The sequence below is a fragment of the Caballeronia sp. LZ032 genome (assembly GCF_031451315.1).
In the GTDB taxonomy this organism is placed as follows: domain Bacteria; phylum Pseudomonadota; class Gammaproteobacteria; order Burkholderiales; family Burkholderiaceae; genus Caballeronia.
In genome coordinates this window covers 619539-646160 of sequence record NZ_JARUXP010000002.1, presented here as the reverse complement: position 1 = coordinate 646160, position 26622 = coordinate 619539, and the positions used below count along the sequence as shown (strand labels likewise).

At 65.2% G+C, this 26622-nt stretch carries 22 protein-coding genes; 4 read left to right on the top strand and 18 right to left on the bottom strand.

Annotated features, from left to right (window positions below; all coding sequences use genetic code 11):
* Positions 1-2: 2 nt before the first annotated feature.
* The 4 genes from QCE69_RS18415 to QCE69_RS18400 form a co-directional block, all read right to left on the bottom strand.
* Positions 3-1190, bottom strand: a complete 1188-nt coding sequence (locus tag QCE69_RS18415) for a Gfo/Idh/MocA family oxidoreductase (RefSeq protein ID WP_309932172.1) — start codon at positions 1188-1190, stop codon at positions 3-5.
* Positions 1190-2515, bottom strand: a complete 1326-nt coding sequence (locus QCE69_RS18410; protein WP_309921280.1) for a Rieske 2Fe-2S domain-containing protein — start codon at positions 2513-2515, stop codon at positions 1190-1192. The genes QCE69_RS18415 and QCE69_RS18410 overlap by 1 nt, the downstream gene beginning before the upstream one ends.
* 57 nt (positions 2516-2572) lie before the next feature.
* Positions 2573-3547 (bottom strand): PDR/VanB family oxidoreductase, encoded by a 975-nt coding sequence (locus QCE69_RS18405; RefSeq protein WP_309932171.1) that lies wholly within the window; start codon positions 3545-3547, stop codon positions 2573-2575.
* A 164-nt stretch (positions 3548-3711) separates the two neighbouring features.
* Positions 3712-5037 (bottom strand): MFS transporter, encoded by a 1326-nt coding sequence (locus QCE69_RS18400; RefSeq protein WP_309922891.1) that lies wholly within the window; start codon positions 5035-5037, stop codon positions 3712-3714.
* A gap of 269 nt (positions 5038-5306) precedes the next feature.
* Here QCE69_RS18400 and QCE69_RS18395 point away from each other — a divergent pair, with 269 nt between their 5' ends.
* Entirely contained in the window at positions 5307-5894 is a 588-nt protein-coding gene (locus QCE69_RS18395) for a MarR family transcriptional regulator (RefSeq protein WP_309814242.1), read from the top strand.
* An 8-nt stretch (positions 5895-5902) separates the two neighbouring features.
* On the top strand, positions 5903-7081 hold the full coding sequence (locus QCE69_RS18390) for an SGNH/GDSL hydrolase family protein (RefSeq protein WP_309932170.1): 1179 nt from the start codon (positions 5903-5905) through the stop codon (positions 7079-7081).
* A gap of 18 nt (positions 7082-7099) precedes the next feature.
* Here QCE69_RS18390 and QCE69_RS18385 read toward each other — a convergent pair whose 3' ends face one another.
* Positions 7100-8227 carry a YbdK family carboxylate-amine ligase gene (locus QCE69_RS18385; protein ID WP_309921272.1) on the bottom strand — a complete coding sequence of 376 codons (1128 nt, stop codon included), beginning with the start codon at positions 8225-8227 and terminating at the stop codon, positions 7100-7102.
* Positions 8228-8335: 108 nt separating this feature from the next.
* A complete protein-coding gene (locus QCE69_RS18380; RefSeq protein WP_309932169.1) occupies positions 8336-9916 on the bottom strand; it encodes an ABC transporter substrate-binding protein in 1581 nt (526 codons plus the stop codon).
* Between the two features lie 357 nt (positions 9917-10273).
* Between QCE69_RS18380 and QCE69_RS18375 the strand changes: the two genes are divergently transcribed.
* Complete coding sequence (locus QCE69_RS18375) at positions 10274-11911, top strand: rhodanese-like domain-containing protein (RefSeq protein WP_309932168.1); 1638 nt, start codon at positions 10274-10276, stop codon at positions 11909-11911.
* Between the two features lies 1 nt (position 11912).
* Here QCE69_RS18375 and QCE69_RS18370 read toward each other — a convergent pair whose 3' ends face one another.
* The 11 genes from QCE69_RS18370 to QCE69_RS18320 all read right to left on the bottom strand — a co-directional run bounded on the left by QCE69_RS18370 (position 11913) and on the right by QCE69_RS18320 (position 24167).
* On the bottom strand, positions 11913-13244 hold the full coding sequence (locus tag QCE69_RS18370; protein ID WP_309932167.1) for an LLM class flavin-dependent oxidoreductase: 1332 nt from the start codon (positions 13242-13244) through the stop codon (positions 11913-11915).
* Positions 13241-14449, bottom strand: a complete 1209-nt coding sequence (locus QCE69_RS18365) for an LLM class flavin-dependent oxidoreductase (RefSeq protein WP_309932166.1) — start codon at positions 14447-14449, stop codon at positions 13241-13243. Before QCE69_RS18365 ends, QCE69_RS18370 begins: the two co-directional genes overlap by 4 nt.
* Positions 14446-16119 carry a rhodanese-like domain-containing protein gene (locus QCE69_RS18360; protein WP_309932165.1) on the bottom strand — a complete coding sequence of 558 codons (1674 nt, stop codon included), beginning with the start codon at positions 16117-16119 and terminating at the stop codon, positions 14446-14448. Before QCE69_RS18360 ends, QCE69_RS18365 begins: the two co-directional genes overlap by 4 nt.
* A 54-nt stretch (positions 16120-16173) precedes the next feature.
* On the bottom strand, positions 16174-17172 hold the full coding sequence (locus QCE69_RS18355) for an ABC transporter substrate-binding protein (protein ID WP_309932164.1): 999 nt from the start codon (positions 17170-17172) through the stop codon (positions 16174-16176).
* 29 nt (positions 17173-17201) lie between these two features.
* On the bottom strand, positions 17202-17948 hold the full coding sequence (locus QCE69_RS18350) for an ABC transporter ATP-binding protein (protein ID WP_309921253.1): 747 nt from the start codon (positions 17946-17948) through the stop codon (positions 17202-17204).
* Positions 17935-18840, bottom strand: coding sequence for an ABC transporter permease (locus tag QCE69_RS18345; RefSeq protein ID WP_309921250.1), 906 nt, complete (start codon positions 18838-18840; stop codon positions 17935-17937). Before QCE69_RS18345 ends, QCE69_RS18350 begins: the two co-directional genes overlap by 14 nt.
* A gap of 133 nt (positions 18841-18973) precedes the next feature.
* The gene (locus QCE69_RS18340; protein ID WP_309932163.1) at positions 18974-20350 is read right to left on the bottom strand and encodes an aromatic acid/H+ symport family MFS transporter; all 1377 of its coding nucleotides are present in this window, start codon (positions 20348-20350) and stop codon (positions 18974-18976) included.
* Positions 20351-20422: 72 nt separating this feature from the next.
* The gene (locus QCE69_RS18335; RefSeq protein WP_309932162.1) at positions 20423-21184 is read right to left on the bottom strand and encodes a glucose 1-dehydrogenase; all 762 of its coding nucleotides are present in this window, start codon (positions 21182-21184) and stop codon (positions 20423-20425) included.
* An 18-nt stretch (positions 21185-21202) separates the two neighbouring features.
* On the bottom strand, positions 21203-21541 hold the full coding sequence (locus tag QCE69_RS18330) for an NIPSNAP family protein (RefSeq protein WP_309932161.1): 339 nt from the start codon (positions 21539-21541) through the stop codon (positions 21203-21205).
* Complete coding sequence (locus QCE69_RS18325) at positions 21538-23283, bottom strand: FAD-dependent oxidoreductase (protein ID WP_309921239.1); 1746 nt, start codon at positions 23281-23283, stop codon at positions 21538-21540. Before QCE69_RS18325 ends, QCE69_RS18330 begins: the two co-directional genes overlap by 4 nt.
* A gap of 53 nt (positions 23284-23336) precedes the next feature.
* Positions 23337-24167 carry an SDR family oxidoreductase gene (locus QCE69_RS18320; RefSeq protein WP_309932160.1) on the bottom strand — a complete coding sequence of 277 codons (831 nt, stop codon included), beginning with the start codon at positions 24165-24167 and terminating at the stop codon, positions 23337-23339.
* Positions 24168-24322: 155 nt separating this feature from the next.
* Here QCE69_RS18320 and QCE69_RS18315 point away from each other — a divergent pair, with 155 nt between their 5' ends.
* Complete coding sequence (locus QCE69_RS18315; RefSeq protein WP_309932159.1) at positions 24323-25252, top strand: helix-turn-helix domain-containing protein; 930 nt, start codon at positions 24323-24325, stop codon at positions 25250-25252.
* A 37-nt stretch (positions 25253-25289) separates the two neighbouring features.
* Here QCE69_RS18315 and QCE69_RS18310 read toward each other — a convergent pair whose 3' ends face one another.
* Positions 25290-26606, bottom strand: coding sequence for an MFS transporter (locus QCE69_RS18310; protein WP_309932158.1), 1317 nt, complete (start codon positions 26604-26606; stop codon positions 25290-25292).
* Positions 26607-26622 lie beyond the last annotated feature (16 nt).

The window sequence follows — 26622 nt, the reverse complement described above, 5'->3', positions numbered from 1 at the left end:
GTTCAATGTTCCTGTGTTGTAAGCGTCTCGCCGCCGATGAGTACGTCGCGCTGCTCAGCGCTCGAACGCAGCATCGCGAGGCAGATTTCCAGCGTGCCGCGTGCCCATACGCCGTCGTGCAGCGGTGCGATATCGCGCTGTACCGCGGCGATCAGTTCGTCGATGACTTCGGCGCGCGGGACCTGCGGCGCATCGAGCGCGACTCGTTCACACCGCTCGTCGCCATACACGACGATGGCGTCCGGCAAAGGTCTCAAGTCGCCCCGTTCGCACGAGACGATGAGCGGCCCGAAGTGCTGATGCCAGCGTGCTTCGGATCGAGTTGGGGAATAAGCCGCGCCCCCGTAAGTGCCCGCAGCCTTCAGGCGCGCCTCTTCATCCCGCGACTGCACACGAGCCAGCTTGCGCCGCGCGGCGCCATAGTCGGCGGCGTGCTTCGTCTGCCCCATCTCGCCGATCCATCCGGTCCATTCATCGGAATCGAAGTGCGCATAGCCGTTGTAGGAGAGCGTCGCGAACGCCCCGTTCTCGAACCACAAGGTCGCCGTGTATGCGCCTTCGGTCGGACGCGCGGCGTCCCAACGGCCCACAGCTGCACGGATGCGCGTCACGCGGCTTCCGGCCAGCATTCGCACGATATCGACCTGATGCGCCGCCTGACTGAACACCGCGCCGCCGCCCTCTTCCGTCTGCAATTCCTCGGGCCTGCGCGGCCGGTACAAATAATCCGTGAAGTTGAGCGCCTGGATCATCTTCACGTCACCGAATGCGCCCGACGCAACCAGCTCGCGCGTACGCAGATACGGCGTGTCGAAGCTATGGCAATGACCGACGATCAGATGCACGTGCGCATCACGGCATGCGTCGATCATCGCGTCGCATTCGGCGAGCGAGAGCGCCATCGGCTTCTCGACCAGCACGTGCTTGCCATGCCGCGCCGCCACCCGCGCATGCGCTGCATGAAACTGATGCGGACTCGCGATGTACAGCGCATCGATGTCCGGCTGGCTCGCGAGCGCTTCGATATCGGCGAAGGTGGGCGCATCGAAGTCGGCGGTGAACTGCGCACGCGCCGTCTCGCGCGGGTCGCATGCCGCGACCAGCCGCACGCGCGGGTCCGCGAGAAAGGTCGGCAGCATCAGCGAGAACGCGCGCCCGAGGCCCACGATGCCAAGCCGCAGCGGCTCCATCAGACCTGCACCTGATAGTTCGTCTCGAGCTCCGGCGCCGCTTCCGCAGCCGGTTCGACCCACACCGGATGCGCGGCATACTGCTTCCAGTCGGTGTCCTTCGGCACCATCGCCTGGAACGAGCAGACGTGGCGCGGAATCGCCTGCTCACCCGTACCGATACCAGCCTCGCCCGCCTGAAATTCCCGCAGCGCATCGAGCATGCGGCGGCGGAACTCGACCACGGCAACATCGCTGGCGCCGAGCCTTTCTTCGGTGCGATCGGCGATCGGACCCATCGTCACCCACATCGCGATGTCCTGATTCGGGAAGCCCTTGATGCCGGTGAAGTTGCCGTTCTTCATCGCCTCGCGATCCTGCCAGAAGCGATTGTCGTGATTGCGCAGCGGCCGATACGTCGCATCCAGATCGACGCCTACCTGCTGCCCGAGAAACTTGCGCCACGTCTCGGTTTCCGGCGTCTTGTCCGGGTGCCCCCACGCCATGAAATAAAAAGCAGTGCTGGTGTCGTCGCAGGGCACGTTGATGTTCGCGACGTTGTAGAGATTGTTCGGCGGAATCAGCGCGGTGGCCGGCGCGACGAACACCGTGGAGCGCACATAGTCATGCGTCGCGGCGTTCTGGATGGGACGGCGCAGCGCGGCATAGCGGAAGCCATAGCTCGTGCGATGCACTTGCAGGCGCGGCGCCTTGTCCGTCGACGGACGCAGCCAGTTCTTCGCCGTGGCTTCCGCGCCGCCGACGCGCGCGGGCACGAAATCCGACGAATGCAGACTCGAACTGTGCGCCGAATCGATCGCGCCTTCGAGAATCTGCGCCCAGTTGCACGGCACGATGACCTTGGCGATGCTCACGCGCGTGTCCTCGGTCGGCGCCCACGCGGGCGGCGCGAACGCGGGAATCGCGTCCTGCGGGCCCATGTAGGCCCAGACGAAGCCGCCCCATTCCTTCGTTTCATAAGCCTTGTGGCGGACCTTCTTCGTCATGTCGCTGCAGGAAGGCTCCGAGACCATTTCGATGACGTTGCCCTTCACGTCCATCTTCCAGCCGTGATAGAGGCAGCGCAGGCCGCAGTCCTCGTTGCGTCCGTATACGAGCGACACGCGGCGGTGCGGACAGTATTCATCCATCACGCCGACGTTGCCATCGGTATCGCGGAACACGACGAGATCTTCGCCGAACACACGCGCCTTCACCGGCGCGCCGTCCGGCTCGCTCACTTCCTCGATGAGACAGACCGGCGTCCAGTGACGACGCATCAACTGGCCCATGGGCGCGTCGCCTTCGACGCGGCACAGCAATTCGTTTTCTTCATGCGTAAGCATTTGCGCTTCTCCTGACCTGCTTATCTGAAATCAATGCAATGGGGATGAATTCAAAATTCAAAGATCCAGCACGAGTTCTTCGCTCCGGGCGCGCGACACGCAAATCATGATCTGATCGTGCTGCTCGTCTTCGCCGAGCACCATGTCGCGATGTTCCGCCACGCCCGCACACAGCTTCGTGCGGCACGATCCGCACGTGCCGCTCTCGCAGGAACTCGGCGCGCGGATGCCGTTGTCGCGCAGGATTTCGAGAATCGAGCGGTCGGCGGGGATGGCGAAACTGCGACCGGTCCGTTCCAGTTTTATGTTGAACGGCGTGTTCTCCGCCGCGCGCGACTGGTCCACGCCGAAGCTTTCGAAATGCACGCTGCCGGTCGGCCAGTGACCCGTCATGTCGCGCACGCCATCCATCAGCGCGCGCGGGCCGCAGCAGTAGACGTGTGCGCCGCTGCCGGGCTTTTCGAAGACCGGCCAGAAGTCGAAGGCCCGGGCGAGGTCGCCGTGATCGTGATGAACCACCACATGCGGCTGCCATTCCTCACTCGAGAGTTCATCGAGAAATGCCGTGGTTTCAGGGCTGCGCGACACGTAATACAGCTTGAAGCGCGGGCCGCCCGTGGCCTTGAGATGACGCATCATCGAGAGAATCGGCGTAATGCCGATGCCGCCCGCGACAAACACGAAGCTCCGCGCGCGCTCGCTCAGTCCGAACTCGTTGCGCGGCTCCGAGACCTCGATGCGTGCGCCTTCCTCCACCTCGTCCGCCATGCTCACCGAGCCGCCGCGGCCGGCTGCTTCGCGCTTCACGGCGATCACATAGCGGTCCGTTTCAGCAGGATCGCTGCACAGCGAATAGTTGCGGTTCGCTCCGCTCGGCACCCGCACGGTGAGGTGCGCGCCCGCCGTAAACGGCGCCAGCTCGCGCCCTGCTTCATCACGCAATTCGAAACGGAAGATGCCTTGCGCCACGCATTCCTTCTTCGTCACCACGAGCGTCCTGAATGACATTTCGTGGCTCGCCGACTCGTTCATTGCACCTGCTCCCTTGCTGATCTCCATGGGCTTTATGTTAGATATCTAATCATTTGTAGGCAAGGGGGTTTTCCCTGAACGCGTTGTTTTTTACTGTTGCGCCGTTGCAAAAAAAACGGCGCCTTCGATACGAAGGCGCCGTGCTGCCGCAAAAAACCGGAACGTCAGGAGAGCTTTTCCGCGTGCTCGCGCAGCGTGTTCGCCGGCACGCCGATCAGCACCGCCAGGCCGCCGAGCATCACGATCGCCGCGATGGCCGCAAGCCCGATCGCCAGGCTGCCCGTCATGGTCTTGATCCAGCCGAGCGCGATAGGTCCGCAGAACGCGCCGACCTGGCCCAGACAACTGATCGCGCCGATGCCCGCGGCGGCGCCTTCGTCGGAGAGATAGGCGGGCGGAATCGACCAGATGATGGCCGCCGCGCCGAAGTAGGAAATGGAGATCATGCCGAGACAGATGATCGCGGCCGCCGTGTTGCCCGACAGCACCGGCAACAGGAAGCCGCCCAATGCGCCGATGGCCGTGCAGGCAAAGAAGTGCCAGCGGCGTTCGAGCGTGACATCGGAACTGCGCGCCACCGCAAACATGCCGAGCGCGCCGATGATGTACGGCAACGCGGACAGCAGGCCCACGTTGAGCACGTCGGACACGCCGGCCTGACGAATGATGGTCGGCGTCCAGTAGTTGAGGATCGTGCCGCACAGCGGGACCGTGCCCCAGCCCGCCGCGAGGATGTACACGCGCGGATCCTTCAATGCGACCAGCAACTGGTGGCGCGTGTGTTTTTCCGTTTTTTTCTCGGCACGGTCGGCGGCGAGCGCATCGAGGATGATCCGTTTCTGTTCGTCGTCGAGCCAGCGCGCGTCCTGCGGACGATCGACAAGATAGAAGAACGCCACCACGCCCATCAGCAACGCCGGCAGGCCTTCGAGGAAGAACAGCCATTGCCAGTTGCGGAAGCCGAGCACGTCGACGAAGTTATGCAGGATCCAGCCCGACAGCGGCCCGCCGATGACGCCCGCCGCCGCAATCGCCAGCAGGAAGCGTGAGGTGATGCGTGCGCGCCGCGCGCCCGGATACCAGTAGGTCAGGTACAGGATGATGCCGGGCCAGAAACCCGCTTCCGCTGCACCGAGCAGAATGCGCGCGATGTAGAACTGCATCGGCGTGGTCATGAAGGCCATCGCGGTGGAGATGCCGCCCCACAGGATCATGATGCGTGAGATCGTCAGCCGCGCGCCGATCCGCTTGAGCCACAGCGTGCTCGGCACTTCCAGCAGGATATAGCCGATGAAGAACAGGCTGACGCCGAGGCCGTAGGCGGCATCGGACAGGCCGAGATCCTGCTTGAGATGCAGTTGCGCGAAGCTCACGTTCACGCGGTCCAGGTAGTTCAACACCCAGCAGACGAAGATGAACGACATCAGCCGCCAGGTGACCTTGTGATAAGTCGCCTCGACGCGTGCCGCTGCTGCGTCCGATTCCGACATGAATTGCGTGACTGTGGATTTGGCCACCAGACTCTCCGTTTCCCGCATCGATGAGGATGATGCGCGAACCGGCTCGATCGTCCGGCTCACGCTTTGGTTTTTATTCGATATCTAATCATAATGGTAAGGAGGCAGCGGTTCGCGAACAAGTTCGGGTTTGCACGGAGAGCGCCGCGCGCGCGGCCGGACGGCTGATTGAAGGGGCCAGCTGAGGGGGCCAGCGGCTATCATGTCGGGAGATACCCGCTTTCATGAAAGAAGACATCGCCATGACACGAAAGAAGACCGTTGAAGGCGCGCCGCGCGAAACCGTGGAAATGCTGCGCCACTGGCACGAGTCCGTGCCGAACGACCGTCTCGCGCACCTCGTCAAGGACGCCGCGCGCTCGATGGTCCGCGCGTTGCAGATGCGGCTCGCGGAACACGCGGTATCGTTCGGGCACTGGACCTTCCTGCGCATCCTGTGGGAGACGGACGGTCTCACGCAGCGCGAGCTGAGCGAACAGGCCGGCGTGATGGCGCCTACGACGTTCGCCGCCGTGACGGCGATGGAGAAGCTCGGACTGGTCGAGCGTCAGCAGCGTCCCGAGAACAAGAAGAACACGCATGTGTATCTCACGGCCGAGGGCCGTGCGCTGAAGGACAAGCTCGTGCCGCTCGCGGAGGAGGTGAACGACATCAGCGTGACCGGACTGAGCGAGCGCGAGATCAAGGTCGCGCGCAAGGTGCTGTTGACGATCATCGAGAATCTCGCGGATGACGAGTCGGGTTCCACCGATCCGCGACGGCGTGTGCTGTCCACGCGCGAACTCGGCAAGCTGATTGCCGAGCGCGGCGAGAGTCTGGAAGACGCCTGATTCGGCATATGCACAACTGGATCACCACGCCCATCGATGCCGCGCTGCTGCGTGGCGCCATCGAACTCGAACACACGCCGTATGGCGTGCGACCGCATCGCCTGCCGGCCTGGGCTCGCAAGCAGTGCCCCGATCCGCAACTGATGCTCGCGGAGGCCAAGCCTTCCGGCGTGCGGCTCGTGTTCGATACCGCCGCGACCGACATCGAACTCGACGTCCTGCCCACGCGCTATGTCCATGCCGGTGCGCCGGTGCGTCCTTCGGGCCTCTACGATCTCATCGTCGATGGCCAGCTCACGCAGCAACACCGCGCCAAAGGCGGCGACACCGTAACGGTCGATGCCGCGACCAACACCACCTCCGTGCAATCGGACGGCCCTGTCACGCTCGCGTTCCCGGGCCTGCTGGAAGGCCGCAAGCGTATCGAGATCTGGCTGCCGCACGACGAACTCAGCGTGCTCGCCGCGTTGCGCACGAACGGCCGCATCGAAGCAGTCGGCACGGAGGGCAGGAAGACGTGGATGCACCATGGCAGTTCGATCAGCCAGGGCTCGAATGGCGACAGCCCCACGTCGATATGGACCGCGCTCGCGGCCCGTCTCGCGGATGTCGAGCTGACGAACCTGGGCTTCAGCGGCAGCGCGTTGCTCGACCCGTTCACGGCGCGCGTCATGCGCGACACGCCGGCTGACTTCATCAGCGTCAAGATGGGCATCAACGTGGTCAACTTCGATCTGATGCGCATGCGCGCCTTCGGTCCGGCGATGCATGGGTTTATCGATACGATCCGCGACGGTCATCCGCACACGCCGCTGCTGATCGTTTCACCGCTCTATTGTCCGATCCACGAAGCCACGCCCGGTCCGGGTGCCTTCGATTTCGCCGCGCTGGCCGAAGGCAGGATAGCGTTTCGAGCGACCGGCAACCCGGACGATGTTCAGGCCGGCAAGCTGACCCTGCAGGTGATTCGCGAGGAACTGCGCCGCATTGTCGAACAGCGCGCCGCCGATGATCCGAACCTGCATTATCTCGACGGCACCCGTCTGTATGGTCCTGAAGATCAGGCCGCGTATCCGCTACCTGATGAACTGCATCCGGATGGAGCGACGCATCGTTTCATCGGCTTGCGGTTCGCGCAATTCGCTTTCGCTGACAATGGTCCCTTCGCGCGGCGTGACGCGCGCTGACGGTCACGCGCTACGCCCCTATTCCGGCATCTGCGCCCCGCGCCATATCCGGCACTGCTGACGCACGACCTCATGCAACGAATCATGCGCGTCATACACGCGGCGCAGCCACGCGGCGTCGCTAGCGCCTTGCGTCACGGCGCGCCGGATGTCCGCCAGTCCTTCTTCCGCGCCCAATGCCTGCGCATGGGGCGCCAGGACGTCCAGCGTGGCGAGGATGCGTTCGCGGATCGGCGCGCTTTGCCCGGTTTCGGGATCGACGCAAGCGCCGTCCAGACCGAAGCGGCAGGCCATGAACCGGTTGGTCCGATACACCTCGTAGTCGCGCTCGCTGAGACGTAACGGCCGGTCAACCAGCAGATAGCGCGAGAGCGCCTGGATATACGCGGCGATGCTGGCGGCCCATTCGACGCGCAACGGCGTATCCATCACACGCACCTCGACGGTGCCATAGCCCGGACTCGGGCGAATGTCCCAGTAGAAATCCTTGAGGCTATGCACCAACCCGGTATTCGTCATGCGTTCGAAGTAGGCTTCGAAGTCGGACCAGTTCGTCACGAACGGCGCCTGGCCCGACAGCGGAAACGGCGCAACCGAGTTCAGCCGTGCGCACTGGAACTGCGTGTCGCTGCCCTGCACGAAGGGTGAAGCGGCGGCCAGCGCGATGAAATGCGGCACATAGCGCGACAGCGAATGCAGCAGGACGAGCGCCGAATCCGCATCGGGACAGCCCACATGCACGTGCTGGCCGAAGATCGTGAATTGCTGATAAAGCGCGCCGTACAGACCCATCAAATATTCGGAACGCTCGCGGCCGTCAGAACGCTGGTCGTACCAGTTCTGGAAAAAATTGGTGCCGCCGCCGCACACGCCGACGTTCAGGAAATCCGCCGCGCGCACCAGCGTGTCGCGCAGCGTCTGCAACTCGCTGCGTGCCTGACCGAAGTTCCGGCAGACGCCGGTCGACAACTCGATCATGCCTTCGGTCGTCTCGGGATTGATTGCGCCCGCAAAGCGCTCTTCCCGCACGCGGGTCAGGAGCTCGGTGGTGGCCTTGGTCAGGTTGTAGTCGTGTGTGTTGACGACCTGGATTTCGAGTTCAACGCCGATCGTGAACGGATCTGATGACGCAAAGGCTTGCAGCATGGGAGGTCCTGTGCGGTCGGAGAGCGCGTGTTTTCATTCTACGCGCGCCGTCTCGACGCCATGGATATCCACGACGCACGTCCGTGCCATTCCGGTTTCTTGTGATGGTCAGGTTTGAAGCCAGGCATCCGCAAGCGTCGAATAGAACAGCATCGGTCCCTTGCGCAATCCCTTGAGCCGGCTCGAATAGAAGCCGAAGAACTTCAGTTCGAGCAGGTTGATCGAGGGCACCTCGGTCTGCACGAGCAACTGCATCTCGTCGATGAGCGCCTTGCGCTTCGCGACATCGCCTTCTTCCTGAATGCCTTCGATGATCCGGTCCATCTGCGGATTCGCATAACTGGATGCATTGCTGGACGGCACGCCCTGCTTGATGTTCTTGCTCCAGAAACGGCGCGTGACGCCGATCTGCGGATCCGGATAAGCGGAATACCACATCGAGGCCGTGTCGAAATCGCGTTCCGTGTACAGCTTGCGAATCACGCCCGGCAGGTCGAGATTGACCAGCGTCATCTCGACGCCCACGTTGCGCAACTGCTGGCGCATCAGCTCCGCCGCACGCAAATACACCTGTCCATACGCCACCTCGGTCACATGATCGATACGCAGGCGCACGCCGTCCGCGCCGCGTTTCAATCCCGCTTCATCGAGCAGACGCTCGGCTTCCTTGGGATTGAACGCGTGTTGCGGCAGTCCCGGTTTGAAGAACTGCTTTTGGTAGCTTGGCACGCAACTCTGCGCGACATCCGCCAGACCGAACCAGACGATGCGCGCCAGCGCGGCCCGGTCGATGGCATGCGCGAACGCCCGCCGCACGCGGATATCGTCGAAGGTCTTGCGGCGGTAGTTGAAGTCGAAGAAGAACATCGGCGCGGGCGCCTGCCAGCCGATCGTATCGAGCACGAGCTTCGGGTTCTTCTGCAAACGCGCGACATCCACTTCCGGCACCGGGTTGTTCGCCGCGAATGTCAGTTCGCCCGTCTCGAGCGCGACAGCACGCGCCGCCGCGTCCGGCACCATCTTGAAGATGATCTGCTCCAGATAGGGCTTGTTTTCCTTGCCCGAGGCGCCTTTGTCCCAATAGTCCGGATTGCGCTGCAAGATCACATGACTGCCGCGCACCCATTCCTTGAACATGAACGCGCCATTACCGATCGGCTTCACGTTCCAGGGATTCGTCAGCGGATCGGTGCCCTCGTAGAGATGCTTCGGGACGATCTGCGTTTCAGTGCCGAACAGCACGGCCCACAGTACCGGCGAAGGACCGCTGAGCCGGAACACGACAGTATGCGGGTCAGGTGTATCCACGCCGATCACCTTCGCCAGATTCGACGCGCCGCGCGGATGCGTCTTCTTGACCACGTTGAGGATCGAGTACTGGACATCGGCGGAAGTGAACGGCACGCCGTCGTGCCATTTGACGTTCTTGCGCAGCCGGAACGTGATTGACTTGCCATCCGGCGCGGTGTCCCACGATTCGGCCAGCTGCGGCTTCGGGCGATAGTCGCTGTCGTAGGTCAGGAGGCCGTCGAAGATGTTCGCCGAGATCACCACCGCCGGACTGGAGATGTTGATGCCCGCCACGAGACCGCCCGGCTCGGGCGTCACGTTCGCGAGCAGCGTTCCGCCTCGCACGACGGCGCCGGGCAGCGACGCGGCGAGCGCCTGCGCCGCGTGAGCGGAGGACACGAGGCCGGCTCCGGAGCTGGCCAGCAACAATTGCAGCATGCGGCGGCGTGTGATGAGGGGCGAATCCGGATTCATGGGCAAATTGGCAGGCAAGGTTATGCGCGGGTGGACGCCGTGCTTTGGAAGGACCGAAAGCGTAGGCCATGCGCGCCATCGCGCGAACCAATCTGATCTGCTATGCAAAGCTCGCGCGCTGGAAACGCGGTTTGCCCGCGTATAAGGTTGTGACGAATGCTTGGTTCGGAAAGCCGCGTGGCATTTCTAGAATGGGGCTCTCCGCGGAATGCGGAATGCGGAATGCATAACGCAACATGCAAAATGCAACCCCTCTCGAACACCGTGACAGGTAGCCCACCCATGCCCTTTGCCATCGACGCTTTCCGCTTCATCGACGCCGCCACCCTGCGCGCCTGGCTCAACGATGGCCGCGAACTCGCGCTGCTCGACGTGCGCGAGGCCGGACAGTTCGGCGAGGGCCACCCATTCTTTGCGATCCCGTTGCCGTTCAGCCGCCTCGAACTCGATGCGCCGCGCCTGCTGCCGCGCACCAGCGTGCGCATCGTGCTGATCGACGACGGCGCGACGGCCAGCGGCGCGGGCATCGACCATGCGCCGGTCGCGCAGCGGGCCGCCGCGCGTCTGCATGCCCTTGGCTACAGTAACGTCGCGGTGCTGGAAGGCGGCGCGCCGGCGTGGCAGCGCGCGGGCCGAACACTGTTTCGCGGCGTGAACGTACCATCCAAGACATTCGGCGAACTCGTCGAACATGCATACGGCACACCGCATGTCAGTGCATCGCAACTGGCGCGCTGGCGCGCCGAGCGCGGCGGATGTCCGCTCGCGCTGATCGACGGACGCACCCGCGAAGAGCATCGCAAGATGGCGGTTCCGGGTGCGGTATGCGTGCCGAACGGCGAACTGCCCGCGTGGGTCGACGCCTTTGCCGGACCGCCGGACACGACCATCGTCGTGCATTGCGCGGGCCGCACGCGCAGCATCATCGGCGCGCAGACGCTGCGCAATCTCGGCGTGCGCCGCGACGTGTTCGCGCTGGAAAACGGCACGCAGGGCTGGGCGCTGGCAGGTCTGACGCTCGAACACGGCAGCACGGGCAGTTACGCCGACCTGCCACCGTTGAGCGAAGCCGAACGTGATACCGCGCGGGAACGGGCCCGGGCGCTGGCGGAGCGCTTCGGCGTCAGCGCGGTGGACGCCGGCACGGTGCGGCAATGGCTCGGCGATCCCGCCCGCACCACGTATCTCTTCGATGTCCGCACCGCCGAAGAGTACCGCCGCGATGGCCTGCCGCTTGCGCGGCACGCGCCCGGCGGCCAGTTGATCCAGGCAACCGACCATAGCGTGGCCGTGCGGAATGCGCGCATCGTGCTGGTGGATCATGACGGCATCCGCGCGCCGGTAGTGGCGCACTGGCTGGTGCAACTGGGCTATGAGACGGCGATCGTGGAAGCGGGATCGCTGGCGTCGACGTCCGCTGAAGCCGAGCCATCTTCGACAGTGGACGAAGACGCGCCGGTCGATCCGGCCGCCCTCATACTCGATCTGCGCGCCAGCGAAGCGCATCAGATATCGCGGCCTGCCGGAAGCATCTGGACGAACCGCGTGCGTGTCTTCGACGCACTCCGCGCCCGCGACGTGCAGCGCGATGCGCCCCTGATCGTATTCGCCGATGCCCGTTCGCGCGACGCCGCGCGTCTCGTCGTACAGGATCTGCGCGATGCGGATTACACAGGCGTCACACTCGCGGCACATGGAATCAACGGATGGTCAAGCGCAGGCTGGCCCGTGGATGACACGCCGCTCCGTCTCGCGCCTGAAGACCGCATCGACTTTTTATATTTTGTACACGATCGGCACGACGGCAATCTCGATGCCGCGCGCGCCTATCTCGAATGGGAAACCGGTCTGATCGCCCAATGCGCGGAGGATGAACTCGCAGTGTTTCGCGTGGGCGAGGCGGCGCTGAGCGGGCGCTGATTCACGCCGCATCCGCCCCACGTTCGTACTGACTGCGCGGACGCGGCAAGCCCAGATGCTCGCGCAAGGTAGTGCCTTCGTACTCGCGTCGAAAGATGCCCTTGCGCTGCAACAGCGGCACGACATGATCGACGAACGCGGCCAGTCCGGACGGAAACACATCCGCGTTCAGATTGAAACCGTCCGCGCCGCGTTCATGAAACCAGCGCGCGATATCGTCGGCGATCTGCTCCGGCGTGCCGACGATCATCCTGTGCGCACCCGGATTGCGATCGAGCAGATCACGCACCGTGAGACCTTCGCTGCGCGCCAGCGCAACCGTCGAATCGATGAAACCGCGCGGCAGGTCCGAGCGCGATACCTTCGCGATCAGGTCATAGGGCAGCGGCGCATCGATGCGCAGATCGTCGGGTGCAAGCCCCAGCGCACCCGCGAGCCGCGCCACCTCACGCTCCGTATCGAGCAGCGCGTCGAGTTCGCCCTTGCGTTGCCGCGCTTCGGCTTCGGTGCCGCCGATCACCGGATACAGCCCCGGCAACAACAGGAAATGATCCGGATTGCGCCCGTGACGCCGCACGCGCTCCTTCATCTCCGTATAAAAAACCTGCGCGGTGGGCAGCGTGGTCTGGGCGGTGAACACGGCATCGGCGAAACGCGCGGCGAGCGCCCGCCCGCCTTCCGACGATCCCGCCTGCACCAGCACCGGCCTTCCCTGCGGACTGCGCGGTACAGTCAGCGGCCCGCGCACCGCGAAGTGAGCGCCGCGATGCGCGATCGCATGCACGCGCGCCGGATCGGTATAACGCCCGCTGTGCTGCTCGGCGATGAAGGCATCGTCTTCCCAGCTGTCCCACAGCTTCGTGACCACCTCCACGAATTCCTGCGCGCGCGCATAGCGTTCTTCGGTGGAGAGCGGCACGTCATGACTGAAGTTCGCCGCAGCGGACGCGTCATACGTGGTCACTGCATTGAAGGCCACGCGCCCGCCGCTCACGTGATCGACGGATGCGAAACGCCGCGCGAGATTGAACGGATCGTTGAACGTGGTCGATGCCGTGCCGATCAGCCCGACATGCGTCGTCGCGCCCGCGAGCGCCGTCAGCAACACGGTCGGCTCCAGCGCCTGCGACGGCCCTTCCGCGTGATTGCGCAGCGCCAGCAGGTCGGACAGGAAGATGGCATCGAGCTTGCCGCGTTCCGCCGTCCGCGCGATCTCCTTGTAGAAGTTCAGATCGACGATCGCGCGCGGATTCTCGAGCGTGCGCCATCCCGCCGGGTGACGTCCGACGCCCGTGACATTGGTGTTCAGGTGAAGCTGACGTGGCTGGCTCATGACGTTGCCTGAAGTGAAGAGCGAAGCGGCGCTGCGGGCACGCGCAAGCCCGCTTGCACGAGCAGCGGCAGCACGGCCTCGCCGAAATACTTGAGGTCCGGCTCGAAGTCGAAGAAGGTGAGCTGAACGCCGTCGCAGCCTGCGTGCTTCAGCGCGATCAGTTGCTCCACGACCTGTTCCGGCGAGCCGATCAGATGCAGGTTTCCGCCCAGCACGCGCTGCTCGCGCTTGTGCTTGGCCCACGCTTTCGCGTCGCTGCGGCCATGCATGCCGATGAAACCATCGAGCGCGCCTTCGTCCGGATGCGCGACGATGGCATCGTGATACGCGCGGGCTTCGCGTTCGGTCGGCCGGCAGACGATGGTCGGATTGATCAGCGTGCGTACGCGCCGCCGGACGCGCGCCGCGCCTTCGCGGATCTTCGCCGTATGCGCGGGCAGCGCGCCGATCGCATCCTTGAAGTCCGCGCCGGCCGGGCTCGTGATGAAGATCAGGTCGGAATGCCGCACGGCATAGTCGATGCCCGCCGCCGAGCCCGTCGCGTTCACCAGCACCGGCCGATGAAAGCACGGACGCGGACTGACGAAGGCATCGTCGAGTTGCCAGTGCGGCGTGCGGATGGTCAGGTTGGCATCGCTGCGCCACAGCGTGTCCAATACGCCGACGAACTCCGCCGCGCGCACATAGCGTTCGTCATGCTCGATCATCGGCTGGCCGAACATCGCCCATTCGCTCGCGACGTGACCCGTCACGAGATTGATGCCCCAGCGCCCGTTCGAGATGTGATCGAGCGTCGCGCCGAACTTCGCCAGATGCAGCGGATGCCACGGCCCATAGAGCGCGTGCACCGTCGAGATGAGCAGGATGCGTTCGGTGATGGCGGCGAGCGCGCTCGTCGCGATGAACGCATCGAGCGACTGCTCGCGATACTTCAGCGTGCCGCCATGTCCGTTCTTGCCGAGCCACTGCGCGAGGCCGAACACGAGATCGAAGCCGAGCGCCTCGGCCTGCTTCGTCAGGCGCGCGTTGTAGTCGAAGCGCCAGTCGGTCCCGCGCGGCAGCGTCGAGATCGACCAGCCGCCGTTCTGGATCGGCAGGAACAGGCCGAGCATCAACGGCTGCGCGAAGGCCGCCGCGAGCGGACTGCCGGGGATGTCGGCGGGGCTCGTGGCGCCGTCGAAGACGGGCGAGACGGCCGCGTTCATGCGGCGCGCGCCTGGTCAGCCTTCAGTTCGTCAAGCCGCGCATGACTGCGCTTCGCCGTTGCCGTGCCGAAATCGAGCACGTCGATGGACGCAATGTCGTCACGCTCCAGTTGCTCGACGAGTTGCAGTTCCCATGCGAGATACGCGTTCATCTGCTCGGCGACACGTTCTGGCGCGGCGTGATAGGGGCTGTACCAGGCGTCGTCGTCGCCGGTGAGATTGCCGGTATCGCCGGAAGCCTGCGGCAGGCCCAGGGACAACCAGCGCCGCGTGCCGCCCGCGAGTGCCGCAACATTCGCGCGCTGTTCCGCCAGTTCAGCCGCGACCAGCGCTGCCAGCGCGCCGTCTTCCGAGGTCAGCACCAGATCACGATCTGACGGGAAATCCGCGAGCTTCGACTGAAGTTCGCTCGCCGCGATGAAGCGCGCGCCCTCGATATGCGCGCGCCTGAACCCCAGACTGCTGTCGATATCGATGACCTGCGCCGTGCCCTGCTTCAGCGCATCGGCCAGCCGGTCCGCCTCGATCCAGCGCGTGCGCAAGCCGTGCGGCCGCACGTTCAGCGGCTCGGGGCCGGCCGCGTAGCGATCGTTGCTCAGCGCAGCGCTGGCCGTGTCATCGAGCACGCGGACATCGAGATAGCCGAGTTGCTTGAGCCACGACGCGGTCATGCGCGCGCGCACGCCATCGTCGTCGCGGAGGATCACGCGTGCATGCAAAGTACCGATGTACTCGTCCGTCGCCTGCAACAGTTGGCCGCCCGGCGCCGAACGCCAGCCTGCCGGATGCCCGGCTTCGTATTCCAGCGGATCGCGCACGTCGAAGCGGTACAGCGTGCGCGTGCCGCTCTCCTGTTCCAACGCGGCGAGCGCGGCGCCGTCGATGACCGCTACATCGGCCTTGCGTGCCGCCGCAGCGGCAAGCTCGCGCGCGGCTGCGAGCGTTGCGCCTTCAGGGCGCGGCGCAGTGCGCACTTCGCCATGTTGCAGTTCGAGGCCCTCAAGCAGCCACGCCATCGAGCCCCCCGTGAGCGCGGCAACCGGATTCGGCACGCCCGCGTTGATGAGCGACTGCGCGCCGAGAATGCTGCGCGTGCGGCCCGCGCAGTTCACCACGATCAGCGTGTCCGGCGAAGGCACCGCCGCCAGCGCGCGATACACCAGTTCCGCGCCCGCGCAGTCGATGCCGCCCGGAATGTTCATCGTGTGATATTCGCCGAAGGGACGCGAATCCAGCACGACCAGATCGTCGCCGGCATCCTGGCGCGCCTTGAGCGTGACAGCGTCGATGTTGGGCGTATGCAGGCGATGTTCGATCAGTTCGCCGAACGCCTTGCCCGGCACGTTGGTGCCGCTGAATACTTCGAAGCCCGCCTGCTCCCAGCCGTCGATGCCGCCCGCAAGCACCGCGACGTCCGTATAGCCCCAGCGCGCGAGCAACGCGGCGGCGCGCGGCGCGTGCTCTCCATGACTGTCGACGAGCACGACCGGCGTGCCGCGGCGCGGCACGAGCCGCTCGATCAGCAAGCCGAGCCGCCCCACCGGCGCAACCGACGAATAGAACAACCGCCTGCGGGCTGACACGCCTTCCTCGCGGACGTCGAGCACCGCGAGTTCGGAGCGTTGGGCGATGAGCGTGCGCAATTGCGCGGGAGACACGGAGCGGGACATGAGCGCGGGATCCTGGGTAATGAATATCAATGAAGGTTGGCCGGACACGGCGCGTCAGCGCGTTGCCACTGCCTGCGCGTCGAACACCGGGTTGAACTCGATGTCGACCTTGATGGGATGCTTGATGTCGCCCGACTTGTGCAGCGTGTCGGCGATCTTCTGCTCGCGTGCGACCAGCGCGCCATCGAGCGGATAGAACACGGAACGGCCGTTCTCCGCCGAGAACTTCGCGCGCGCCGGGCTCTGCTTCATTTTCTCCAGATAGATTTTCTCGACCGCCGGCACGTTCTGCGCCCACCAGGTCCACGAGTTCTTCAGACGGCCGAGAAAGTCGCCGAGCGCGCGGCTCTTTGCGGGATCGCGCAGCACGTCCGTGCGCGCGGCGAACACTGACAACGCGGGGATGTCCAGTTCGTCGCTCTTGATGATGACGCGCGCCTCGCCCTTGTCGACGGCTTCCTTCACCGGCGCATAGCCGCCCGAATACACCGCGACCTGACCGGCATTGAAGGCCGAAGCCGACACGTTGCCGTCGCCGAACTTCACGCCTTCGAAGTCCTTCGGCTTCAGATCGGCCTTGATGTACGAGAGCACGTATTGCAGATAGTTGAAGCCGCCGAAGTTATAGCCCCAGGTCTTGCCGCGCAGGTCCGCAATGGTCTTCACATTGGCGTTGTTGCGCACCACCGTGACGATGGGCGGATAGCTGCTGTCCGGGTTGCGCCATCCCGCGATGATCTGCAACGGCGCGGTGTCCGCGGTCCATGGCGCGCGCGCGTTGCCTTGCTCGATGATGAGCGAGGTATCGCCCATCAGGCCCACGTCGAGGCTCTTCGAATACAGCGCGGAGAGTTGCGCGGCGGGACCCGTGAGCACGGCCCACTTGATCTTGTAGGGCGCGCCATCGAGCACGCGCGACTGCTCGACGATCAGCGGCCACGCCGCATCCTGCGTGCCGATGGTGAGGGTGAGCGGTTCATCGGCGAACGCGGAAGAGGCGCCCGCAAGCAGGCTCGTGAAGAAGACAGCGGCAAGACGTGTTCTGATGCGCATGGTGCTTGAAGAGGAGTTGAGTGAGAGGTTCAGGCAGCGTCGGCATGCGTGACGCCAAGCTCGGCGAGCAGCCGTGCTCTGAGAGCGACGGCGGCGGCATCGCTACGCGAGCGCGGGCGCGGGGTGTCCACTTGCAGGTGCGCGCTGATCTCGCCCTCTGCCAGCACGACGATGCGGTCGGACAGCAGAATGGCTTCGTCGATATCGTGCGTGACGAGCACCACGGCCGGCGTATGTGAACGCCATAACCGCGCGACCAGTTCGTACATGCGGATGCGGGTCAGCGCGTCGAGCGCGGCGAAGGGCTCGTCGAGCAGCAGCAGCTTCGGCTCGCGCACCAGCGCACGCGCCAGCGCGACCCGCTGCGCCTCGCCGCCCGAGAGCGTCTTGGGCCAGCCATCGGCATGACGCGCGAGGCCGACTTCATCGAGCGCGGCGAGCGCCGCCGCCTTCGCGCTGCCCAGCCGCGCATGACCGATCACGACGTTCTCCCACACGCGTCGAGCCGGCACGAGGCGCGGTTCCTGAAACACCACGGAGCGCGCGCCCGCGACGCGCACGCGGCCGCTGTCGGCCTGATCGAGTCCGGCGAGGATGCGCAGCAGCGTGGTCTTGCCCGCCCCCGAGGCGCCGAGCATCGAGACGAACTGGCCGCGCCGCACGTTCAGCGAGACGTCCTTCAGCACGGCGCGGCCGTCGAAGACGCGGCTGACGGCTTCGAGCGCGAGCGCGTCGTGAGCATGGGCATTGGCATGCGTGCGTTCAGGCGAGTTCAAAGCGCGGCCTCCATGGCAAAGCGAGATGTTCGAGCGCACGCATGACGAGGTCCGTCACGATGCCGAGCGTCGCATAGACCAGGATGCCCGCGATGATGATGTCGGCGCGCTGGTTCTGGTTCGCATTGACGAGGATGTAGCCGATGCCGTTCTGCGCGTTGATCTGCTCGGCGACGACGAGCGCCAGCAGCGCCACCGCCGACGCATAGCGCACGCCGACGAGGATCGCGGGCAGCGCGGTCGGCAGGATGATGCGCCACGCGACCTGGCGGCCCGAGAGGCCGAACACGCTGGCCGCTTCGAGCAGTTTCGGATCGACGCCGCGCACGCCGGCATAGGTGTTGAGATACATCGGGAAGATGGTGGCCGCGAGGATCACCGCGACCTTCGCGCCCTCGCCGATGCCGAACCACGTGATGAACAGCGGAATCAGCGCGATGAACGGAATGGTGCGCAGCATCTGCAACGGCGCGTCGATGACTTCTTCGCCGATGCGCCAGAGTCCGGCCAGCAGCCCCGCAATCAAGCCAATGCCGCCGCCAATCGCGAGGCCCGTCGCCGCGCGCACCAGCGACACGCCGATGGCGCTCTGCAACTCCCCATCGGCGATCAGTTCCTTGAGCGCGGCGAAGATGACGGTGGGGGGCGGGAGCGTTTCAGGCGCGACGAGCTGCAAGGAAGAGGCAAGCTGCCACAACACGACGAGCGCCACCGGCACGCCGATGCGCAGCGAGCGCGAGCGCAACGCCGCGCGGCGTTGCGTGCCGCGGCGGGCGGCGGCACGCGTGGGGAGATCAATCAGCGAAGTGTTCGTGCCGCGCGCGCCCGGGCGTTCGAGCGGCGTGCCGGGATCGAGTCCGAGCGCGGCGGAGGGAAAGCGGGGGACGGTCATCGGTGTTCATCGGCGGATGGGTGAACAACCGATGGTACGTCTGCCCTATCCCGTGCCCAACCAACGAATTACCAGATGCTATGCGCATGAATCGTCATTTGGAATCCCGCGTGGGCGCAATGAGCGCGCGCGCCTATTCCACCGTCGATACCGCCTTCTCCGCAAGCGCCGGCTCGAACCCCCGCATGCGCATGCCGCCCAGCGCGAACAGCGCGAGCGCCGCGACGAAAGCCGGCACCGCGAGCAGCATGAACACCGCGCCGAACGGCAGGCCCATGCTCATCATCACGCCGCCGGTCATCGCGCCGGCCACCGCGCCCATGCGGCCGACGCCCAGCATCCATGCAACGCCGGTCGCACGGCCCTGCGTCGGATAGAAGGCGGCAGCGAGCGCCGACATCGACGTGACCGCGCTCGTCACCGCCGTCCCCGTGAGGAAGATCAGCACGGCCAGCCAGACGCGGTCCGATACCCCGCTGCCGATCACCAGCACCAGCGCCGCCGACACCACATAGGCACACGCATTGACCCGCCGCGGATTCGTGCGGTCCATCACCCAGCCGAGGCACAGATTGCCGAGAATGCCGCCAAGCGGAAACAGCGACGTGGTGAGCGCGGCGCCCTGTGCAGTGAAGCCCGCATCCTTGAAGAGCGTCGGCAGCCAGTTGGTCAGGAGGTAATAAATCATCAGGCCCGTGAAGTACGCGAGCCACAGCATCGCCGTGCCGAAGCGATACGGCCTGGACACGATCAGCGATACCGCCGAGGTCTTCTCCGTCGCCGCTTTTGTGTCGGCGGCCACGAAATGGATGCGGGCGCTGTCGTCGAGACGCGGGTCGCTGGAGATGCGCCGCAACACGCGCGCGATCCGCTCGGCGGGACGCTTGCGGACCACCATGAACTGCGCGGACTCGGGCAGCAACGCGACGAGCAGCGCCGCCAGCACGAGCGGCCCGACGCCGCCCGTCACCAGCACGCTTTGCCAGCCGAAATGCGGAATGAGCCACGCGGCGCTCAAGCCACCGATCGACAGTCCCACGGAAAAGCCGCAGAACATCGCATTGACCGCGACGCCGCGAATGCGCGCAGGCGCGTACTCGGACATCAACGTCACTGCGTTCGGCATGGCCGCGCCCAGCCCGAGCCCGGTCAGGAAGCGCCACGCCGTCAACGACTCGATGGAGGTTGCATGCGCCGACGCCAGACTCCACACGCCGAAGAAGAACACCGACAACACCAGCACCGCCTTGCGTCCGATACGGTCTGCCGCCGGCCCGGCCGCCAGCGCGCCGATGCCGAGACCGACGAGCGCCGCGCTCATCACCGGGCCGAGCGCGGCGCGTGTGATGCCCCACTCGCCGAGCAGCGAAGGCGCGATGAAACCGACCGCCGCCGTGTCGAAGCCATCGGCGGCCACGACCAGGAAGCAGAGAATCAGGATCCTCCATTGATACGGCGAGAAGCGTTGACTATCGATGAAACTCTGGACTTCCAGACTGTGCGTCTTCATGGCGGTTCGTCTCCGTTGATCTGCTGTCGTTGTCGTGGTTCATGCAAGCGCGGGTTCAGGCGTCATCGGCCGTCATGCCGAGCCCGACGCATGCCAGCCGCCGTCCACGCTCAGCACTGCGCCGGTGACATAGCTGGCGGCATCGGAGGCGAGGAAGAGAATGGCCTGCGCGATCTCGTCGGGTTGCGCGAGGCGGCCCATCGGCGTGCGGCGTTCGATGCGCGCCAGGTCGATCTGCCCGTTCTTCACGAGTCCCTGCGCGAGCTCGGTCGCGACATAGCCCGGCGCGACCGCATTGACGCGAAGGCCGTCGCGGGCCCATTCGCATGCCATCGAACGGGTCATCGCCGCGATGCCTGCCTTGGCCGCGCCGTAGGCATTGCGTTGCGGAATGCCTGCCAGCCCGGCGATCGAACACAGGTTCACGATGGCGCCCGAGCCTTGCGCGAGCATCGCTTTCGCGGCCTCGCGGCTGGTCAGAAAGGTGCCGCGCAAGTGAATGCCGATCAGCGCATCGAACGCGTCCACGCCTTGCTCGATGGTCGGCTTCGGCTGTTCGCCGATGCCCGCGTTGTTGACCAGCACGTCGAGCCGTCCGCAGGCTTCGAGCGTGCCTTGCAACAAGGCCGCGACCTCGGACTCCGACGACACATCCACGCCGATCGCCACATGCCCTTCGCCGTCGAGTTGCGCGATACGCTGTCGCGCCGCTTCGCGATGCAAGTCGGCGATAACCACGCGATATCCCTGCGAGGCAAACGCGCACACCGTCGCCCAACCAATCCCGTTCGCGCCGCCGGTGACCAGCGCCACGCGTTGCCGTCCTTCGTTCATCGTCTCCTCCTTGATGCTTCAGCGCACGGCCGCCGACAGGCTCCTGAACTCGACGCGCCTGATGATGCGGCTTTCCTGCGCGGTGATCAGATGCGCCGATGCCTGCAAATAAGCGGGCCAAGCGGGATCGTCGTCGCGCGCGGTGCGGCGCTGGTCGTAATCGGCGATGCTGTCGTAGCCCCACAGATGCACGACCTGGTTCAACGCGCCGATATCGCTCATGTAGAAGCCCACCGGCGCGCCGAGATACTTGAGCTGGATGGGCATGGCAAGACGATCAAACACGTCGATGAACTCGGCCATGCCGCGCGGCCTGATGGTGTAGATGCGGTGGTCGATGAAAGGCTTGTGGCTCATGCCGCGCTCCTCAATGGGCTGACGCTGCTGCGCTCGGCGATGCGTCCAGCGAGATGCAAACCGGTGAGATAGCCGAAGGTCATGATCGGTCCGAGCGTGATGCCCGCGCCCGGATAGTTGCCGCCCATGATGCTCGCGCGGTCGTTGCCGACGGCGTAGAGACCGGCAATCGGCTCCGTGCCCTTCAGCACCTGGCCATGCGTGTTGGTGGCGATGCCGTCGAAGGTGCCGAGATCGCCCATCACGAGCTTGAGCGCGTAGTACGGGCCAGCGCCGAGCGGCGCGACACACGGGTTCGGTGCATGAGCGGCATCGCCGAGATAGCGGTTGAAGGACGTCGTGCCGCGCCCGAAAGCCCGGTCCTGTCCCGTCGCCGCATCGCGGTTGTACTCGCGCACCGTGGCTTCGAGCGCGGGGCCGTCGATGCCCGCGCGCTGCGCGAGTTCGGCGAGCGTGCGTCCCTTCACGAGATAGCCGCTCGTCAGATGCGGCTTCAGCGAGAGCGGCGCGGGTTTCGCGAAACCGAGTCCGTAACGGCGGATCGTCGCGTGATCGCAGATGAGCCACATCGCGGTTTCATGCGCGCCGCGGCAGGCTTCGATCATCGCCGCGCCCACGTCGTGATACGAATTCGCTTCGTTGGTGAAACGCACGCCGCCGCGCGTCACGCCGATGACACCCGGCTTGTAGCGGTCGAGCAGATGCGGAAACACGCCGACGCTGCCGTCTTTCTGCGGCACGCGTGACACGGGCATCCATGCGGCGGCCTGCGGATAGCGCAGATCGACGCGTCCGCCCGCGCGTTCGGCCATGCGCGCGCCATCGCCGGTATTGCCCGTGGGCACCGGCGACACGTGTTCTCCGCCCCGTTGCACATGCGGATACGCCGCCGAGAGACGCGCGAGATCGTGCGAGAACCCGCCGCAGGCCAGCACCACGCCGCGCCGCGCCACGATGCGTTGCTCGCTGCCGTTCGCTTCGACTATCGCGCCGGTCACGCGGCCCTTTTCGGTGATGAGTTCCTTCGCGCCGGTGTGAGTGTGGATGGGAATGCCGAGATCGAGCGCGGACTTCGCGAGGCGTGCGGCCAGCGCGTTGCCGCTCGTCACCTGCACGCCGCGCCTGTAGCGCACAAGTTCCGTGATGTGGCTGCTCAACCGCTTCGCGACATACCACGCCGAAGCAAGCGATTTCGTCGCGTTGAAGAAGTGCTTGAGATCCGCGCTCGACGAATTGAACATCATGCCGATGAAGGTGATGGTCTTCAGCGGCGGACGCAGACGCGGCAGGTCCGCGCCGAGCGCACGCGCATCGAAAGGCTTCGCGACGATCGAGCGGCCGACATCCACACCGCCCGGCGCGTCGGGATGGTAGTCGGGATAGAGCGTGGGCAGAAATTCGACCGAGGTTTCGCGCTCGAAGAATTCAACCATGCGCGGACCGTGATCGAGAAACGCATCGATGGCGGCCTGATCGAACATCGGGCCGGTTTCATGACGCAGATACTCAATAGCAGCGGCGCGCGTGTCCTCGATCCCGGCACGTCGCGCATGCGGATTGCCGGGAATCCACAGCACGCCGCCCGAATACGCGGTGGTGCCGCCGAAATAGCCTTCCTTCTCGACGACGATTACGTCGAGCCCCTGTTTCCTGGCGGTGATGGCGGTCGCAAGACCGCCAGCGCCCGAGCCGATCACGAGCACGTCGCAAGCAAGATCGGACGACCGTGTCACGGTAGTCATCATCGTGTCCTTTATGAGTGAAGCGGGCGCGGCGATGCGCGCAAATGAATGCTCTATGCAGCCCGTCTGGCTTCGTAGCCGGGGCGCGGCACGAGGTCCATGAGCATGCATTCGAAGCCGCCGTCCACGGCGATCTCGGCGCCGTTCACATAGGCCGAGCGCGGACTGGCGAGGAAGGCCACGACTTCGGCGATGTCGGCCGGCTCGCCGATGCGCCGGCTCGCGGTCATCGCGCTGCGGCGCGCTTCGACATCGCCCTGTTCATAGAAGGCACGCGAGAGCGGCGTGCGGATCATGCCAGGGCACACGGTGTTGCTGCGGACGCCGCGCGGTCCCCACTCGGCGGCGATCTGCCGCGAAAGCATCGCGATGCCGGCCTTGCTCGCGCTATACGCGCCGCTCCAGGTTTGCGGATGATGCGCCGCCACCGAAGCAATCTGTACGATGCTGCCTCGGCCTTGCGCGAGCATGCCGCGTCCGAAGGCTTGGGCGCACAGCATGGTGCCCGTGAGATTGACGGCGAGCATCGCGTTCCATGCATCCAGCGCGATCTCTTCGATACCGCCCGCACGCAACAGGCCGGCATTGTTCACGAGCACGTCCGCCGTGCCCATTGCGCGTTCCACTTTTTCGCAAGCGCCTTGCACGCTTGCTGCATCGCCGATGTCGCAGGCCACGGCAAGCGCCTGGATGCCCCGTGCCTGCAATGCGCGCGCCGTTTCATGACAGGCTGCTTCGTCGCGGTCCAGCAGCGCGATGCGCGCGCCGGCATCGGCCAGCGTCGCGGCAATGGCGCGGCCGATGCCGCCCGCCGCGCCCGTCACCACGCACAAGCGCGCTTCGAGACCGAGCCAGTGCTGCGGGCCGTCGTTCGTCTCCTTCATCCTTCTCTCCTTTTGCACTTTTCGAGCCTTCAGGGAAGGGCTTTTCCGCGTTGCCGCGTGACGCTTCCCTGTGAGAAAAGTATATTCACGGCCTCGTTCCAGGAATTGGACAAAGGCAGCAGACCACAGGACAATTTGTGCAAAGGAGACGGGACGTGCTCAGGAGAATCCCTAACTACAATTTATACGGCGAATCGGCGCGGCCGCCGTGGTATGACGCGTTCAACTTCGAATGGATCGCCGAGCGCAGCGCGCCGAACGACTGGCATATCGATGCGCATCGGCATGACGCGCTCTTGCAGTTTTTGTACATTCGCGGCGGCGGCGGCGACGGCGACGTGCTCATCGAGAACACGCGCATTCCCATTCAGCCGCCCTGCGTCATCATGCTGCCCGCGCAAACAGTCCACGGCTTCAACTTCGCGCCGGATGTGGACGGGCTCGTGTTGACGGTAGCGCAACGTTCGCTCGAAGCGCTTGCCGCGATGGCGGCGCCGCCGCTCATTCCGCTGTTGCAGCGCGCGGGCGTGACGCGCGTGAATGCCCGCACGCACGCCGGTGCGCTGATGCCGCTGATCGAACTGCTGGAGAAGGAATATCGCGCAACGGACCGCGGACACATGGCGGCAGGGTTGCCGTTGCTGATCGCGCTCTTCGTGCATGTCGGGCGCCTGTGCGAAGCGGCGCCGGCCTCGCGCACGGCGGCCGGCACGAGCCTGTCCGCCACGCAACGGCGCGCCGGGCAGATCAGGCGCTTCAGGGAACTGGTGGTCAAGCATGCGCGCGAACATCGTCCTGTGGATTTCTATGCGCAGACGCTCGGCACGACCGTCGCGCAGCTAGGGCGCATCTGTCGTGAGGAGATTTCGAGTTCGCCGCTTGCGGTGATCAACGAGCATCTCGTGCGCGAGGCGCAACGGGATCTGGTCTACTCGCATATGTCGGTCAAGCAGATTGCGCATGAACTCGGGTTCGACGACATCGCCTATTTCAGCCGCTATTTCCGCAAGCAGACCGGCGTGACGCCGACGCAGTTCCAGAAGGAAGCGATACGCGCGCTGGCGATCGACCGGCGCGGAGCCTGACGCGCCGGTCCTGTTGTCAGCTTACGGAAATGACCGCTCAACGCACGCCCTGACTCATCGCCGCCGGCGGCGTGGCCTTCCGCTCCGACGCTTCACCGTTGACGTCGTTCACCTTCGGCGCCCATTTGCGCCGCATGAGCACGATGGTGCTCGTCGCGCCGACCAGCAGGAACACGAAGATCGCCATCATCGGCAGTGTGTAGCTATGTCCCACATGCAGCAGCCAGCCGGAGAGACTGGCGGACACGCCGCCCGCGAGGCTCGTCGCGACCTGCTGCAAGCCGGTGTTCAAGCCCACAGCCTGCTTCGGAATCAGTGTGAGCTTGACGAGCGCGAGGTTGTTCGTCGTGACGAGACCCACCAGCGTCAACGACAGCACGTTCCAGAACAGCGCCATCTGCACGCTCGGTGCGTAGGCCCCGAACAACACCGTCATGCCGCCGATGAAGCCGACCACCATGAACGACTTGCGCACCACGACGGCATCGTGACCGCGGGCAATCAGCCGGTCCGCCAGCCAGCCGCTGAGCGCGGCCGTGACCGCCACGCCGCAGAAGCTGAAGGCCGTGTACAGACCCGACTGCTGCAATGAGAGTCCACGCTGCTCCACCAGATACGCGGGCATCCACGTCATGCAGTAGAACGCGAAGTAGGCGTAGCAGAAGTTGGTCAGCAGGCCGCCCCACACCACTGGGCTCGCCAGCAGATTGCGCAACGGCACCGAGGCGGCGCGCTGCTTTCTCGATGCGAGTTCGGTCGCATCGGGGAAGTCGTTGCGCACCATCAGCAACCAGGGCAGGAGCCACACCAAACCCGCGAGACCCGTCACGATGAACATCATCTTCCACGACGTGCCCGCGATCAGCCACGCGGCAGCCGGCGCGCCGAGAGCCGGACCCATCTTGCCGCCGACCGAATAGATGCCGAGCGCCGTGCCCTTCTGCGTTTCCTCGAAGCGGTTGGCGATATAGCGATAGGTAGCGGGCACGACCACCGCTTCCGCCGCGCCGATCAGCACCCGCACGATGATGAGCGCCGACAGCGTGGTGACGATGCCGGTGACCGCTGCCGCGACACACCACAGCAGGAAGCAGATCGCGTAAGGCCATTTGACGCCGTAGCGGTCGACGAGCCAGCCCATCGGCAATTGCAGCAGCCCGTAGGCCCAGAACACCGATGAGCCGAGCCAGCCGCGCTGCACCGACGTGAGCGTGAAATGCTGGACGAAATGATGATCCGCGAGCGCGGCCGACATGCTCGTGCGGTCCATGAACGCGATCATCAGGCCAAAGGCGAGCAGGAATACGACGCCCCAACGGCTCTCGAGGCGTGCCGCTCTTCGAATAGTCTCCATCACTTCGTCTCCGTCT